This window comes from Halioxenophilus aromaticivorans, assembly GCF_042850945.1.
GTDB lineage: Bacteria > Pseudomonadota > Gammaproteobacteria > Pseudomonadales > Cellvibrionaceae > Halioxenophilus > Halioxenophilus aromaticivorans.
The window spans coordinates 5,690,270-5,706,162 of the sequence record NZ_AP031496.1; the positions used below are offsets into that span (position 1 = coordinate 5,690,270).

Sequence of the window (15,893 nt, forward strand, 5' to 3'; positions counted from 1 at the left end):
ATAACGCATGGGTAAAAAGGCTATTGAACTTAATATATTAAGAATCTAAGTTGCCAAAAGTTCGGCATATTTGTACATTTTTTTGTCATTTTGTACAGAGGTCTAATAGTACCAAACACATTAATAAGGGAGAATGTCAGGAGTCCGTTTAGGTGCAAATGCTTTTATTTCACCGGGGCTGGCATCTATTTTCTCTTTTGGCGATACCTTTCCAATTTTGGAGACAATCATGCTTGCCAAACTCTATTTAAGTATTAGCTAGACACCCATAGTCTTTGGGAGACACCCACGCATAGTGAATAGAACGTTAGCAAGACATGCATAAGTTGATGAAGTTATAGATTATGGCCAACGCGCTCCTATTGCTCGGTTTCGCTTCATTATTCATTATCCCATTCGTATTCTTAGTAAGCATGGCTCAGATTTTTATATGCTTCCGATCCAAGAGCTTTTTCAACTTTAAAGTCCTAGCTAGCGCGATTTATTTGTCATTGATCTACTTTTGTATCAAAAACGTGGTTGATTGGGTGGTCTTGAATGATTCTAATCTTAGCTAGACACCCACATTTAGAATATTAAGCGAAATCATCAATTCACAAATACTCACTCAAACATGGGTGATCAGATAGAAGATTATGAGAAAAAGAGCGATAGCAAACGTAGCATCTATTTGGATAGTTTTTATTCTCGTTGTTTTTTCTGCGCATGAGGCCTTTGGTCTGTGGGCGGCAGTTGCAGGCGGTTTGTCGTGGAGCTTAGCTTGGGCGATATATGTTAATTGGATCAACAAGAAACATAGAATAGCGGTAGAGGAATACATCAAAGATTATTCAATTGTTGAAAAACCATTGTATGAGTACCATGGCATGACCGATTTTTATTTCAGCAGAAAGCTGTGTCGTGGACAAATTAAACTGGATGATCAGGGGATTCATCTAAGCCTCAATTCTGCTTATAGAATTGCCTGGGATTGTATCAAAGGAGTTACGTTGATCGAAGGGTCTGATTCGATATTAGCTAGATTATTCCTTCGACGCGATCCTAACTCCAAGGTATTAACCCGGTGGAAATATACGTCTGCTAGGCGGCATAGCTGATATATTCATTGTTAAAATATTTCCTGACCCGACTTGGCTTTCTTTGCAGCATCGCCATGTGAGATTGTGCCTTAGACTTTAATTGCTTTTTATTTCTAGCCGGCTTACCACTGTGAACACCTTTCTTTAGATCACAGTTTAAATACTCGTCAGGATTAAGCTCTGGAGAATACGCAGGTAGATAAAACACCTCAATCATCTCTTTGTGATCCTCTAGCCATTCTTTGACCGGCTTGCAATGATGCACTCGTAAGTTATCCAAAATTAAAAATACCTTGCGGTCAGCTGAATTAACTAAGCGCATCATAAAATCGATAAGTATGTCGCCGTTCATGGTTCCTTCGAAAAACCGAAACCGAACTTTGCCCTGATTCGTGACTGCAGATATCATGTTGATCGACTCAGAATTTGCGTTTAGCTTGATTACCGGCGTCTTTCCCTTCGGGGCGTAACCTCGTTCGTGCTGGCAATTGTTACGCAAGCCTGTTTCGTCACCCCAATATATCTCGGCATTTTCAGACTTCGCGCGCGCTTTGATGTCTGGATATTCTTCTTTAAGCCACTTCTTTACTTCTGGTGCTCGTTGCTCATAAGCGCGCTTCTGAGGCTTTTGTGGCGTCATTCCCCAGCGTTTCAAGTAATCGCCAACCGTTCTTACCGCTAGCTCAACTCCATACTCTTGAAGAATTAGCTGCTGTACTGATTGGCGAGTCCACAATGCATAGTCCAACCGCAGTTGATCTGGCGTCCTATTTGTTATCAGGCTTTTAATTCTGTCGCTCTGCTCCTTGGACAGAAGTGTTCCTTCGCCTTTTTTAGGTCCGCGCTTATTGATTTTTAATTTGTTGGGAGGAATTTTCAGCCACCTCCCAACGGTATCGGGGTGAGCTCCAACGATTTCAGAAATTTCTGCTCGAGTCATTCCTGTCTTGCGCAACTTTTGCGCCGTACGTCGTTTTTCTTCTATTGCGTCGAATGATAGAGTGCGAGTGTCTGGTTTACTGTTCATCCGAGCATTATATCAGATATATACACTCACCGGGTTAATAGTAGAGGATAAATTGTTTGTTATTTGGGATGATAGTTTTAACGAGATTATTCCAGATACCGTCTATTTTATTGACTCTAGGAATCGGGACTAGCAAGATACACATAAGTCGATGAAGTTTTAGATTATTGAATCGTAGCTAGACACCCAAGAATCTTAGTTAGACACCCACATTATAAAATGTCCAATATCGCCAAATTTTGGCGCGCGCAGCCAAACAAACACAAATTTTTAGCTTGCTAGATGGCAAAAAATGGAATTTTGGAGATGCAGTGGATGATTTGCGGAGTTACAGATGAGGCCGGCCCGTCGAGATCTGGTCGACTTGCCGTTGTAGTTGGATTGGGAATGTCTTAGCCGAAGTAACGTCGGTTCTGCGCTATGGCCGGAACTCTTTGATAACCCAGAATCTGCGCTGCCAACTTTGTTACTTGGTGGCAGCCAGCTAGATTCGACGTTTTGTCTTCAAACGATTGCGCTAGCTCTAGCCAACGATCATTGCTCATGGATAACCGCTGGAGTATGGGCGGCAGGCTTTGTTCGACATATCCACGTTTATCGGCCCGCATTACCCTACCTGTCCAGTCGACAAGCTCTAGGTAGTCGCCCAATTCAAAAGGAATGCCGCTGTGCTCATCTTGCGGCAGGGAGCCAATGAACGGTGCCAACGGCTCTGGTTGCGCTTTGTTTTTCTTTAAGGAGTTAATACGCCGCTGAATGGAAGTGTGGTCCGAGTTTTCCGGCTTATCAGCCATTTTAGCTCTAATAGGGTTCAAGTCGACGTAGGCCATGCATGCCAGCAGAGCCTTTTCATCCAGCAAAGCCTGTGATGTGAACCGGCCTTCCCAGAACCTACCTTTACACCCGTCCTCGGCGTTGGCACGGCGGGCGATAGGCTCATTTAACGCCCGCATAAACCAGCTGATGCTCTGCAGCTGGCTACGCCAGTCATCCAGCTTATCGCTCACTGCATCCATCTGAGCTCGGTTTAAGGCCTCACCGTTTAAGTACCGCTGCGTAAGCAGCGTGCCTTTATACAGCTGGTGCCAGCGCTCACACACCTCCCTATCGCTAAGGGATTCCCCCAGCTGCGTATCCACGTGCAGCACCACATGCAAGTGATTACTCATCACCGCATAGGCGCAGATATCTATCGTGAACACGCTCGCAAGCTCCAATAGCCTATCCTCAACCCACTGGCGGCGATGCTCATAAGACTCACCCGTATAGGCATCCTCACCACAAAGAAACGCTCTGCGAACGCAGCGAGACGTACAGTGATAATAAGGGGTTACTTCCAGAGATACCTGCCTATTCCTAGCCCGAGCCATCGTTCACCTCCATGTGATTGGATACTGGTTATTTATCCACCCTTTCGGTGGCAAGTCAACCGCGTTCTTCAATTTTGAGATGGGTGTCTTACTTAGAAGGAGTTTTACTTACAAAGGCATGGCATCGTAATATTTGAAGTTGACGATTGGACTGACGTAACCGGGCATGCGACCATTTGGAACGGCGTTGATTGTTCTGATAAATGTTATTTTTCAAACGTTAGGAAAGCTCTTATATGGGAATTAGCCTAATGCGCAATTACTTAACAGTCCTGGTATCATCAACTTCTTTATTGGCTTGCGCCTCTTCATCGAGCTCTAACTCATTCAGCGAATGGGAGCTGTTCAAGTCTTACAGCCTTTCATCTTGTATTGCCACCCATTATGAAGAAAGCAATATCTATCAAGATGCCATAGATGCACTTAATGGGTATAGAGAGTTCGGGAGTCTACCATTAGAGGCGTACCATGAGGTAAGCGCCGTCATTAACAGTTACAGCCCGGAACAGTACCGGTCTAAAGCCGGGAATATTTCAGAGTTGGCAATGTGTGTAGTCATTCAAAACTCTAAGGATATCAAAGATATTTACGCCAAATACGCAAGGTAAATTCGTTTCGGCAGCCGCCAGACACCCACTCATAGTAGCACTCGCTCTAGTAGTATTAATTCCTGGCTGCACTAGCCCAAACTTTCAGTCACAAAACGATTCAATTCTACCCTCAGATGAGCTCATGGATTTCGCTAAGGCAAGTTGTTTTTCTTGGTATTTTAAAAAGAAGGGTTATGAGCTTGATGATATCAAATCAATAAGCGGCGGCATCGTGGAGCTCGGGTCGCATTCTGCCAAGAAGTTTCGGGATGTGGCTTTCTTGGTAAAAGACTATAACCCCAAGGTTACATCCAAAAATAATATCGATATTGATTTGCAAAAATGCTTTCTGCTGGACAAAGATCCAAAGTTCATAAGCGCTGTTGATGCAATTAAAAACCTATAGCTTAAAAAGTTTACTTCGTTGTGGTTGGCTAACTATTGACCCAATGAAGCCAGACATCTGCTATTTGGAATGGATCTCTAGATTCGGAAGCCATTCGGAAGCCATAGAATTGCTCCATTCATCTTACCAACGGGCATACAGCGATGCCCGGATTTTTGCTAGGGCGATTACGGTGGTGAGAAGAGATTGACGCTGGGTAAATGGGAGCGGAGACGTTAACAAGTAAGATCTATTTCTGATCTCTTTGCTTTAAAATTTGAGTTTTAAAATCCTTGTTTTTTCGCATTCTTTCGCGTGCCCAGGCCATCATTTTAGCGCGATGGAATGTGAAGACGAAAAAATACTTTGAGTGGGATAGTAAAATACTGGTTAAGCCAAAACCCAAAAGTCCAACTGCAAGCAGGTTAAAATGACTCTGTACGACTAAAGATACTACACCGGCCATAGTCAGGGCATAGGCTATGACCTTAACAAGAGTAGTTCCTGTAGTTCGGTAACCCTGGGCTATTACAAAGTTGGAAAAACAAAGGAATAATAATGCCACCAACCCAAAGCCTAGCGCTTTGGGGATCGGTACCGAGTGCTGCTCCTGTAGAAGCACTATCAATGTCGCTATTCCGGCGATAGAGACGATAATATTGGCAAGCCATATTGAAACCCAAGGGGAGATCAGCGCGAAGTCTTTTGGTAAGTCATCCAGAACTTCTCTAGTCAGTTGGGTTTGTTCCTCCTTTGTTAATCTCATTGAGTTTCTTCGTATATGCCTATAACAAAATTTCGGATGGTACCTGAGCTGGCGCTACCAGCAAAGCTAAGAGCCGCCCCGACGGAATCTTTCAAATGTAACATAAGAGCTGAATTGATACTATTTTTAGAATATCGCTTGGGGTACACGCCACCTCGAATCATTTGCTTCAATTTTTTGTTAGAGACTCCAGGGTAATTGATCCTAATAATTTCTTCTGTCATACGTTTTCTTTCAGACCGTGACATTCCTTTTAAAATATCTAGGAGACTTCGAGAGCTAACGCTTCGTACCGCTTGGTAAGCTTTGAAACTAGCTAACGAGGCACTACCGGCTCCTGCTAAAGATATGATGTCCAGGGAGGTGATGGCCGTCTGATACCACTCCTGCGAGTCCAAATAGTCGTTAATATCTCCACTACCGAGCTCAGAGCCCGTGCGGATAAATCCGTTGGCGCATTGTAGCGAACTCGCCACAGCTGCTCCCCACGCTAGAACTGACACTGTTGTTGATGTTCCTCCTGAAATCGGCGCTGCAACACCACCACCGATAACAACTAACCAGCCGAGTACGGCTGCTCCGCAACTCAATACTGTACCCACAGATTCGCCAACCAATTTTGACTCTCTGCTATTTTGCACAAGCTTAGTTGCGTATGTGTCACTTCTTTCACTTTCTGGAATTTCATGGATAACCACATGAATTGGTCGAATTCGACAAATCGCTTGAAACTCTCTCAACCGTATTGCATTCAAATCTTTGGTGATATAAACAACACCTGCCCCCACCAATACGTGGTCTGCATCCAGTTTTGTGAATAGTTTTTGGATATTGGGCTGTGACAATAATTGTAGTTTTAGTTGATCGCTATCCGTTTCAGTGAAATAGCTGGGAAGCGATGTGGCCATAAATTACTCCGTTAACTTATGATTGATAGGGTTTAGTAGAATATCTAAGAGATTAGATCTAGTTCACCGTTCTGTAAGCCTACGGAATCTAACAGAATATGCCTTGTATTTTTGTGAGCTTTGTCTCACCAACCTTGCCTATAAACCCATACAAAATGGTAAAAAATCGTAATGTCTAAATCCAATGATAGTCCTTCAAAGCTTGGTATAGCATTACTTGTAACCGTTTTTGTCGGTTTATTGGTTGGCTATTACTTTCGTCTGTTCAAGGAATTATCCGCACTAAAATTGATTAAACTACAGGCTGCAGCTGTCGGTTTGGATTCTGCCGTTATCCCAATGGTAGTTTTTGTGCCGGCAATTTTTGTTTTACTGGCGGGTTTTATCAGGCGACAGCAAGGAAAGTTGTCGGATAAAGAAATTACAAGCGGGTTAAGGTTTATCGTTTGCAGCCTACCTCTGTTTCTATTGGTATGGGGTATTTATGGTTGGCAGCAAAATCGTTGGCTAGATTCGGCACACTACCAGAAGTGCCAATTCTTAACAGGGTCCAGTTTTGGCGCTCCTACCGTCTGGGTGCGGGATGAACCTTACTGCATCCAGGGCGCACATAGGGTAAACAGCGAGCTTGTAGAGTGGGTAGGCGAGGAAGCCCGCGCTGGTAGAGATGTCGGTGTAGATGAGTTTAAAAATAAGATTGCCGAGCTAAACCAGCCTAAAGCGCGCTCTACGGCATCACGAGCGCCGGGGGAATAGCTGCCCAATAAAAACATCCAACCAGCCACCAAGACACCCATAACATAAAGGTCGCTTTACTCTAGCTAACAGTAAGCTCCGCGAGCCACACAAACCGACTCCAAAACCGCACAGCTTCATTAATTTATTATCAATCCCATCATCAGATTTTAATTTCTCGCAGCACATTGAACCCACGCTCAAAACCATTGTCTTTAATCACGCAATTATATAGCGCCTTTTTCACAAGGAAGTACTCTGATGGTTAGCACAAAAATTCAATGCAAAAAATTACTCTCAATAGTTGCCGCTGTATTCTTTGGTTTCAGTCATTTTGTTTCCGCCGAGTCCTGGCAAGAGGGCTGGTATATTGGCTGGGGGCATACCAACGTTCGCACAAAGCTAATATCGCCGGACTATCCCTACAGCAGAAAGGGCGACTATACATCCAACGATCCTATATTCAATTTTGGATATAACTTTACCGAAAACTTTGGCTTGGAAGCCGATGCAGTGCTCGCAGATGAATACCGAGTGTTTGGGCGGTTTTCTTTTCCCATTGCTAATCGCGCGGAGGTGTATCTACGCGCAGGTGGACGCTATGAAGCCGTTCATGGCGGAAGGTCAGACGTGACTCCCATGGTAGGGGCCGGAGTGCGGTATTACTTTAACAAGAATTTTGGGATTAACTTTGGGTGGGATTATGGCAAACAAAGCTACCGCGAAGACTACATTTATCGTGACCCAATCACTAACGGGCCTGTATCTGTAAGCGGCGATGAAGAGGTTAAATTTCAGAATTTTAACGCTACCTTTATGTGGCACTTTTAATTGATCGCTATACACCAGAAGCTATCAAAAGCTATCAAGACACCCACGCCTTAGTGGGTGTCTTGGCAAGAACCGCAAGAACCTCTTGGCAAGAAAAGTCTCGCCTTCAAATCTAATAAACTAAACGAAGCTACCAAGATATATAGAGTGAAGGCTATGTGATCAAATACTAGTGGATCTTAAGCAGTTATTCTTTATTTGTATGCTCGATTAGAAAATCAGCAAAAGCTTTGGTTTTGGCAGGCATAAACGCCCTGGAGGGATAGATTAGCCATACTCCATTGCCAAAGCTTCCGCCAGATACCTCCCACTGCGGTAGCACTGGCACCAAGCTCCCACTTTTTATTTCTTCTTTGATCGCCCAGCTTGGAAGCATTGCCACGCCCATACCGTTGGTTACGCACTCTTTAATAGCCAGTGCTGAGGTAAGAGTTAATATTGGCGCAATGGCAACGGTTTGATCTGCCAGTGGGTTTTTGAAACGCCAAGTTTTATTAAACTCCGCGTAGGTGAATGTAATTACATTGTGACGGTGGATATCATCTGGTTCGGTTAGGGGTGCGGAAGAATTTAAATACTCTGGGCTTGCCACCAGTGCATAATTCACACTCATTAACTTACGCGCAATTAAACTACTGTCAGCCAATTTGCCATGACGAATAGCCAGATCAAACTGATCTGAAATAATATTTACTCGAGTATCGGATAAGGTAATTTCAAGCCGAACCTTGGGATATTGGTGATAAAACGCTTTTAACAAGGGCGCCACAATTATTTGGCCAAAAGAAACTGAAGCAGTAATGCGCAATGTGCCAGACGGCTCTTGGTGTTGACTTATGATTTCTTGTTGCGCTAGGTCAAACTCTTCTATTAGTGCTTCTACTCTATGGTAGAACTGCTCACCAGCTTGGGTGGGTGTAAGGTTACGCGTGGTGCGCTGGAACAGGCGCGCTTTTAAGTCTTCTTCCAACGCAGCTATGGCTCGCGATACCGAGGAGGCTGCTATATCGAGATCTTTGGCGACACCGGCAAAGCTTCCCGCTCGGTATACCGCAACAAACATTCGCATGTGCTCTAGATTCATTAATGCAGTATACGCACGAATGAAATGCATACAACATTATATATGCTTTCTACGCTTAAATATAAGCTCTCCATACGTTAAACAACAACGCATCGGAGACGATATGACAACTTTACTACGATTAGACAGCAGCCCCCGCGTATCAGGTTCGCACTCCCGTGGCATAGCAGACTTGATACAACAGCATATAGTGACGTTAGACGGCACCACCAAGGTGGTTAAACGAGACTTAGCGACCTTAGCTATACCCCATATCAGCAACGAAACCATTACCGGTTTTTATACGCCATCAGATGAACTCAACCCGGATCTAAAGGCGGCTACGGCGCTTTCAGATGAGCTTATCGCCGAGCTCAATAGTGCGGACTATTTGTTAATCAGTGCGCCAATCTACAACTTTGGCGTGCCGTCGTCGTTGAAGGCATGGATCGATCAGATAGTGCGGATTAACGAAACATTTGCTTTTAGCGATGACGGTTTTAGTGGCCTAGTCACCGCTAAGCGAGCTGTGTTGGCATTGGCCTACGGTGCCCAGGGCTATTCTACTAGCGCAGATATGGCGGCTATGAACTTCCTTGAACCCTATTTGGTGTCATTGCTGCGGTTTTTAGGCATTCAGGAAATCGATGTATTTAGCATTGAAGGCACATCGGTACTCTCGGCCGATGAAATTGAAGATCAAAAAGCACAGCAGGTGGCAAGGATGGGCAATGTTTTGGGGGCGTTCTAAGATGTTGCAGCATCTGGATTTTACCGGAAAGTCCGCGCTCATTATGGGTGCCAGCCGAGGTATAGGTTTGGCTACCGCTAAAACCCTTGCAGCTTATGGTGCCTCGGTTACGCTGACCGCACGCTCCTACGAAAGCGTGGCAGCCGCCGCCGGCGATATCACCGCTGGTGGCGGCCGAGCATGGGCGCAGGTTTGCGATGTTAGCCAATATACTTCCGTTCAGTCTGCGGTGGCGGCTTGCTTAGCAACTACGGGCAAAATTGACTTTCTGATAAACAATGCCGGTGTTATTGAGCCGCTTTCGCACCTCATTGAAAGCGACCCAGTCGAATGGACCCAGGCAGCAGATATCAATTTTAAGGGGGTATATTATTGTATGCGGGCAGCGTTACCCCACATGCGAGAAGACGGCGGGGGTATTGTTGTTAATATTAGTTCTGGTGCAGCCAATAGCGCGTTAGTTGGCTGGAGCCATTATTGTTCCACCAAAGCTGCAGCAAAGAAATTAACCGAGGTAGCTCACAAAGAATTGCGTCAACACAATATTCGTGTAGTGGGGTTATCGCCGGGCACTGTAGCTACTGACTTTATGGCAAAGATACGCGACTCAAAGATAAATGCTGTAAGTGATTTAGACTGGTCCAACCATATACCACCACACTGGGCAGCGGAAGCGGTCGCATTTTTGTGCGGTGACGGCGGTGAGGCATTCGCCGGAACCGATTTTTCAATAAAAACAGACGAAGGCCGAAAGCTTGTGGGTTTGCCTATCAATCGGTCGTCTTAGCTAGACACCCACGTCTAGACATGTGCACAAAGCCATCAAGACACCCATATCATAGGTGTCGCCTAACTGTAGCCCACAGTAAGCTCCACAAGCCAAAAAGACCTGCGCCAAAACCGCACACCTTCATTAATTTATTATCAATCCCACCATCAGAATTTAAAATCTCACAGCGCATTGAACCCACGCTCAAAACCATTGTCTTTAAACACGCAATTATATAGCGCCTCTTTCACAAGGAAGTACTCTGATGGTTAGCACAAAAACTCAATGCAAAAAAATACTCTCAATAGTTGCCGGTGTATCCTTTGGTTTCAGTCATTTTGTTTCCGCAGAATCCTGGCAAGAGGGCTGGTATATTGGCTGGGGGCACACCAACGTTCGCACAAAGCTAATATCGCCGGACTATCCCTACAGCAGAAAGGGCGACTATACGTCCAACGATCCTATATTCAATTTTGGATATAACTTTACCGAAAACGTTGGCTTAGAAGCCGATGCGGTGCTCGCAGATGAATACCGAGTGTTTGGACGGTTTTCTTTTCCCATTGCCAATCGCGCGGAAGTGTACCTACGAGCAGGTGGGCGCTATGAGGCCGTTCATGGCGGAAGGTCAGACGTTACTCCTATGGTAGGGGCCGGAGTGCGGTATTACTTTAACAAGCATTTTGGGATTAACCTTGGTTGGGATTATGGCAAACAAAGCTACCGCGAAGACTACATTTATCGTGACCCAATTACTAACGGGCCTGTATCTGTAAGCGGCGATGAAGAGGTAAAATTTCAGAATTTTAACGCTACCTTTATATGGCACTTCAAATAACTTGCGAGATATTAAGAAGCCATTAGAGAAGCCATTAGGACATCCAATTAAGCATCCAATCAAGACACCCACGTTGCAGTGGGTGTCTTACGAGGAAATAATCTAACTCAGTCTAACATTGTATAGCTCAATTTTGTCTAGGTTATTTATTAGGACGATTCACCTTGATCGTCACCACAAACTACTGCTACCAGCGCTCTCCCGTTTCGGCTGATGGTGTTGCACTACGCCATTGACGAGCAAATAGTTTTACCAGTCTAATCGAGCGCAATCTAATATTCCAATCTGCGCCTTGTAGCTCTAATGCTGACGCTAAAAATAATGCTTTATCAGCTTCATTCCGTATAATTTTTCCTATACTCAATCAGGCATATTGCGATGTGGGCTTGCGTGCTTCATTGAATTCAATGGCACTCATTAATTTATTAAAAGGCAGCTTATACAAACTATCGCTAAAGATTGCCTTCCCGTACCGCCATTGTCATTTTGGACAAAGCGCTCTTACTGATTTTGCATATTAAAGGTGGAGAGCTGTCTTGTAGGGCAGATAAATTCTATTAGTCGGTAGATGTATTTATGCAGACCAATACAATCACGGACGGCTTTGAAGCTGTTTTCAGGAATTCCAAGGACGGTTTAGCTATCTTTAAAGACGGAATGTTCGTCGACTGTAACCAATCCATGTTGGAGTTGGTTGGTGTCTCAACGCCGGAGGCCTTCGTTGGCCATACCCCCATCGATTTCTCACCCGAGTATCAACCAGATGGGCAAAAATCGGTGGATAAAAGCCTCGCCCTGATAGAGCTTTGCTATCAAAAGGGCAGCCTCCGATTTGAATGGCTGCACACAAAATCCAATGGCGATGAATTTTGGGTTGAGGTTATTCTTACCAGGATGGTTTTAAATGGTGAAATTGTGCTACACACCAACTGGCGGGATATCTCTGAAAAGAAACGCCTGGAACTAGAAACCGCTGCACAGAAGGAAACGTTCGAAACGCTGTTTAATGAGTCTGTTGATGGCTTGTGCCTGTTAAATGAGAAATCCTACCTGGATTGTAACCAAGCGTTTCTATGGTTACCTGGCTTTAGTAAAAAGGAAGACACCATCGGTTTAACGCCGATCGATATATCGCCAGAGTTCCAAAGCGATGGCCGGACCTCTGTAGATGCGGCGGCGGCCATTATTCAACACGCTTTTACGCAGGGCTCCATCCGCTTTGAATGGATTCACAAAAAGGCGGACGACACTGAGTTTTGGTGCGAGATTATTGTTACTAAAACCAATCTCAATGGGGAAGACGTACTCTACGCTATAACGCGGGATATCTCTGAGAAAAAGCGCCTAGAGCTAGAAACTGCCGCCCAAAAAGAAACCTTCGAAACGCTGTTTAATGAATCCGTGGATGGCCTGTGCCTACTGAATGAGAAATCCTATCTGGATTGCAACCAAGCCTTTTTAACTTTGCTTGGCTTTAGTAAAAAGGAAGACATCATTGGTTTAACGCCGATCGATATATCGCCAGAGTTCCAAAGCGATGGCCGGGCCTCTGTAGATGCGGCGGCTGCCATTATTCAACACGCTTTTACGCAGGGCTCCATCCGCTTTGAATGGATCCATAAAAAGGCGGACGGCACCGAGTTTTGGTGCGAGATTATTGTTACTAAAACCAACCTCAATGGAGAAGATGTACTCTACGCAATTACGCGGGATATCTCTGAAAAGAAACGACTGGAATTAGAAACCGCTGCACAGAAGGAAAACTTCGAAACGCTGTTTAATGAGTCTGTTGATGGCTTGTGCCTGTTAAATGAGAAATCCTACCTGGATTGCAACCAAGCGTTTTTATCGTTACTTGGCTTTAGTAAAAAGGAAGACATTATTGGCTTAACACCCATTGATATATCTCCCGAGTTCCAAAGTGACGGCCGCGCCTCTGTAGATGCAGCTACAGCCATTATTCAGCACGCATTTACTCAGGGCTCCATCCGCTTTGAATGGATCCATAAAAAGGCCGATGGTACTGAGTTTTGGTGCGAGATTATCGTTACCAAAACTAACATAAACGGGGAAGATGTACTCTACGCAATTACGCGGGATATCTCTGAAAAGAAAAAGCTGGAAATCGCGATCAACGACCGCAACGCTGACTTAAAGACGGCCAATGATAGCCTGGAGGAGATGCTGGAAGATCTGCGCCGCACCCAGGACAAGCTGGTGGAATCAGAAAAGATGGCAAGCCTTGGCTCTTTGGTGGCAGGTGTCGCCCATGAGATCAATACCCCCATCGGTATCGGTTTAACCGGCGTTACTCAGCTGATGGAAGAAAGCCGTGATATTCGCCAGAGCTATCAAGCCGGCAAGATGACTCAGGATGATTTTGAGGAATTTCTTGATAGCACCAATGAAATATCCGATATCGTTAAAAAGAACCTGGACAGGACAGCGCATTTGGTGCGTAGCTTTAAACAGGTAGCGGTGGACCAAACTTGTGAAGAAGATCGCCAGATTAATATCAAAACCTATATCGACGAGGTAGTTTTTAGTCTCGCCTCGGTACTTAGAAAGGACAAAGTAGATGTTGCCATCGATTGCGACGCCCACCATGAGGTTATGACAAACCCAGGGCTGCTGTCACAGGTTTTAACCAATCTTATTGTCAATTCAGTGAACCACGGCTTCAGTTATTCCAACGGTGGAGCTATCAGCATAGGCGTTAGCAAAACAGCAGACGATGAGATACAGATCGATTACAAAGACAACGGCCGCGGCATCAGCCAGGAGAATCTACCCAAAATATTTGACCCATTTTTTACCACTCGCCGCAACCGAGGAGGAACTGGATTAGGGTTAAATATAATCTACAACATTATCACGGGCCCCCTGGGCGGCTCCATAGAATGCCATAGTAAAGAAAACGAGGGTGTTCAGTTCCTTGTAAAGTTCAAAGTGCAAAGCTTGTAAGTAAGTTATAGGTAGACTCCTAAGCCAAGACGCTAGCAAGACACCCATAGATGAGCACATGCATTTCTCTGTCCAGGGGTTCGCTCCCTTTCCTTTATCGCTGCTATGGGTGTCTCGATTGTACTCTGGCTTCAGTGACGCCCTTGGGGGAGCTATCAGTATAGACGTTAGCAGAACAGCAGACGACGAAGTACAGATCGATTACAAAGATAACGGCCGCGGTATCAGCCAGAAGAATCTACCCATGATTTTTGACCCATTTTTCACCACTCGCCGTAACCGGGGAGGAACCGGATTGGGATTAAACATAATCTACAACATTGTTACCGGCCCACTGGGCGGCTCCATAGAATGCCATAGTGAAGAAAACGAGGGTGTTCAGTTCCTTTTAAAGTTCAAAGTGCAAAGCTTCTAAGTAAGTTATAGATAGACTCCTAAGCCGCACCATCAAAACAAGACACCTTCACAAAAAGAGAATTTAACTAGATTTAGACTGGGTGCATTGTCTAGGCGTCTTGCCTAGGCGACTCTCCAAAAGGCGATTGCTAACAATGAATTGGCCATCAGCTATTGTTACTGTTCAATATTTTACGACTGTTGGCTTAAGCCGCTACCCATTTCTTTGGGAGATCAAGCCATTCAGGAGGTTGACCAATGCTGTAGCGATAGGCTTTCGCTTTAATTCGTTCAGGTGGATGTCTTAATAAACTGCTATAAAATGGTCCCAGGCAGCGGATATCAATTTTAAGGGTGTATATTATTGTATGCGGGCAGCGTTGCCCCACATGCGAGACGACGGCGGGAGGATTGTTGTTAATATTAGTTCTGGTGCAGCCAATCGCGCGTTAGTTGGCTGGAGCCATTATTGCTCCACCCAAGCTGCAGCAAAGAAATTAACCGAGATAGCTCACAGAGAATTACATCAGCACAATATTCGTGTAGTGGGTTTATCGCAGGGCACTGTAGCCACTGACTTTATGGCAACGATACGCGACGCAAAAATAAATGCTGTAAGTGATTTAGACTGGGTCAGCCATATACCTCCTCACTGGACGGCAGAAGCAGTCGCATTTTATGCGGCGACGGAAGCGGCGCATTCGCTGGAACCGATTTTTCAATAAAAACAGACGAAGGCCGAAAGCTTGTGGGTTTGCCTATCACTTAGCGAGATCTCTCTTGGCGAGACACCCATAACAAAATATTTTCTCAACGGTGCTTGCCTTACTGCGGGTTGCTTTTTCTGTCGTCTGGAATTCAATTCTATACAAACCTGCTTTTATTTAACGTAGCCGATACTAAAATCGCGAAAAAGATTAACTAACCGAACAGTTCATTGACCATGCTTAGTCAGAGTCAAAGATAGTGACCCAACGTCGAATACAATGTATTTGTATAACCAACCATAAAAAAATAGCCATTGCACACTTTGTGCAAATTAGTACGTTTTTTATGACCCCCTTACCTTTAGTTGACTCTCGAGCCAATTGTGACTTTTAGGTCATAGATTTAAGGTAGAAAGATACATCTAATTTATTTCGTACACAAATCGTATTCGTAAGCCCGAAATACGTTACAATCTTTTGCGCCATTTACCTCACTGCAAACACGGATAACGCTTGTCTATTTATCTGGTGTAAGTCACCGCGATAAAGACAAGCACTAAATAACTCAAAGAAATAAACAATATAACTCACGAAGTGAGCAGGAGTTCACACATGAGAAGACGCCGCCTTAGAAGAATAAATACACCCAATTCGCACGGCAATAGAATAAAACCTAGGTTTGTCCTTCATCCAATAGTCCACGCGATAAGCCAA

The 15,893-nt window shown here is 44.8% G+C and carries 16 protein-coding genes and 1 pseudogene; 12 read left to right on the top strand and 5 right to left on the bottom strand.

Features of this window, described 5'->3' with window-relative positions; genetic code table 11:
• Nucleotides 1-635 precede the first annotated feature (635 nt).
• On the top strand, nt 636-1,097 hold the full coding sequence (locus ACGHM3_RS24255) for a hypothetical protein (protein WP_345426258.1): 462 nt from the start codon (nt 636-638) through the stop codon (nt 1,095-1,097).
• Here ACGHM3_RS24255 and ACGHM3_RS24260 read toward each other — a convergent pair.
• A complete protein-coding gene (locus ACGHM3_RS24260) occupies nt 1,081-2,106 on the bottom strand; it encodes an IS630 family transposase (protein ID WP_390517130.1) in 1,026 nt (341 codons plus the stop codon). The genes ACGHM3_RS24255 and ACGHM3_RS24260 overlap by 17 nt on opposite strands.
• Nucleotides 2,107-2,498: 392 nt before the next feature.
• A complete protein-coding gene (locus tag ACGHM3_RS24265; RefSeq protein ID WP_345420781.1) occupies nt 2,499-3,476 on the bottom strand; it encodes a transposase in 978 nt (325 codons plus the stop codon).
• 111 nt (nt 3,477-3,587) lie between these two features.
• Between ACGHM3_RS24265 and ACGHM3_RS24270 the strand changes: the two are divergent.
• From ACGHM3_RS24270 to ACGHM3_RS24280, 3 genes and pseudogenes are all read left to right on the top strand, one after another.
• Nucleotides 3,588-3,728: pseudogene (locus tag ACGHM3_RS24270) on the top strand (T6SS effector amidase Tae4 family protein); the annotation flags it as partial.
• On the top strand, nt 3,728-4,084 hold the full coding sequence (locus tag ACGHM3_RS24275) for a T6SS amidase immunity protein Tai4 family protein (RefSeq protein WP_390518274.1): 357 nt from the start codon (nt 3,728-3,730) through the stop codon (nt 4,082-4,084). The pseudogene ACGHM3_RS24270 and the gene ACGHM3_RS24275, both read left to right, overlap by 1 nt.
• A gap of 124 nt (nt 4,085-4,208) precedes the next feature.
• Entirely contained in the window at nt 4,209-4,472 is a 264-nt protein-coding gene (locus ACGHM3_RS24280) for a hypothetical protein (protein ID WP_345420775.1), read from the top strand.
• Between the two features lie 229 nt (nt 4,473-4,701).
• Here ACGHM3_RS24280 and ACGHM3_RS24285 read toward each other — a convergent pair whose 3' ends face one another.
• Both ACGHM3_RS24285 and ACGHM3_RS24290 read right to left on the bottom strand, forming a co-directional pair.
• Nucleotides 4,702-5,217 (bottom strand): hypothetical protein, encoded by a 516-nt coding sequence (locus ACGHM3_RS24285; RefSeq protein ID WP_345420772.1) that lies wholly within the window; start codon nt 5,215-5,217, stop codon nt 4,702-4,704.
• Nucleotides 5,214-6,125, bottom strand: a complete 912-nt coding sequence (locus ACGHM3_RS24290; RefSeq protein ID WP_345420769.1) for a hypothetical protein — start codon at nt 6,123-6,125, stop codon at nt 5,214-5,216. Before ACGHM3_RS24290 ends, ACGHM3_RS24285 begins: the two co-directional genes overlap by 4 nt.
• A 171-nt stretch (nt 6,126-6,296) precedes the next feature.
• Here ACGHM3_RS24290 and ACGHM3_RS24295 point away from each other — a divergent pair, with 171 nt between their 5' ends.
• Both ACGHM3_RS24295 and ACGHM3_RS24300 read left to right on the top strand, forming a co-directional pair.
• Complete coding sequence (locus ACGHM3_RS24295; RefSeq protein ID WP_345420766.1) at nt 6,297-6,881, top strand: hypothetical protein; 585 nt, start codon at nt 6,297-6,299, stop codon at nt 6,879-6,881.
• Nucleotides 6,882-7,121: 240 nt separating this feature from the next.
• Nucleotides 7,122-7,691, top strand: a complete 570-nt coding sequence (locus tag ACGHM3_RS24300) for a hypothetical protein (protein WP_345420763.1) — start codon at nt 7,122-7,124, stop codon at nt 7,689-7,691.
• Between the two features lie 187 nt (nt 7,692-7,878).
• Here the strand turns inward: ACGHM3_RS24300 and ACGHM3_RS24305 are convergent, their stop codons facing one another.
• Nucleotides 7,879-8,760: a LysR family transcriptional regulator gene (locus ACGHM3_RS24305; RefSeq protein WP_390517717.1), complete on the bottom strand. Its 882-nt coding sequence runs from the start codon at nt 8,758-8,760 to the stop codon at nt 7,879-7,881.
• A gap of 118 nt (nt 8,761-8,878) precedes the next feature.
• Here ACGHM3_RS24305 and ACGHM3_RS24310 point away from each other — a divergent pair, with 118 nt between their 5' ends.
• The 6 genes from ACGHM3_RS24310 to ACGHM3_RS24335 all read left to right on the top strand — a co-directional run bounded on the left by ACGHM3_RS24310 (nt 8,879) and on the right by ACGHM3_RS24335 (nt 15,197).
• Nucleotides 8,879-9,505 carry an NAD(P)H-dependent oxidoreductase gene (locus tag ACGHM3_RS24310; RefSeq protein WP_345420757.1) on the top strand — a complete coding sequence of 209 codons (627 nt, stop codon included), beginning with the start codon at nt 8,879-8,881 and terminating at the stop codon, nt 9,503-9,505.
• Between the two features lies 1 nt (nt 9,506).
• A complete protein-coding gene (locus ACGHM3_RS24315; RefSeq protein ID WP_345420755.1) occupies nt 9,507-10,292 on the top strand; it encodes an SDR family oxidoreductase in 786 nt (261 codons plus the stop codon).
• Between the two features lie 247 nt (nt 10,293-10,539).
• A complete protein-coding gene (locus ACGHM3_RS24320; RefSeq protein ID WP_345420752.1) occupies nt 10,540-11,112 on the top strand; it encodes a hypothetical protein in 573 nt (190 codons plus the stop codon).
• A gap of 576 nt (nt 11,113-11,688) precedes the next feature.
• A complete protein-coding gene (locus ACGHM3_RS24325; RefSeq protein WP_345420749.1) occupies nt 11,689-14,076 on the top strand; it encodes a PAS domain-containing protein in 2,388 nt (795 codons plus the stop codon).
• A 58-nt stretch (nt 14,077-14,134) separates the two neighbouring features.
• Nucleotides 14,135-14,491: a HAMP domain-containing sensor histidine kinase gene (locus ACGHM3_RS24330; protein ID WP_345420747.1), complete on the top strand. Its 357-nt coding sequence runs from the start codon at nt 14,135-14,137 to the stop codon at nt 14,489-14,491.
• 349 nt (nt 14,492-14,840) lie between these two features.
• A complete protein-coding gene (locus tag ACGHM3_RS24335; RefSeq protein ID WP_345420744.1) occupies nt 14,841-15,197 on the top strand; it encodes an SDR family oxidoreductase in 357 nt (118 codons plus the stop codon).
• Nucleotides 15,198-15,893: the final 696 nt, after the last annotated feature.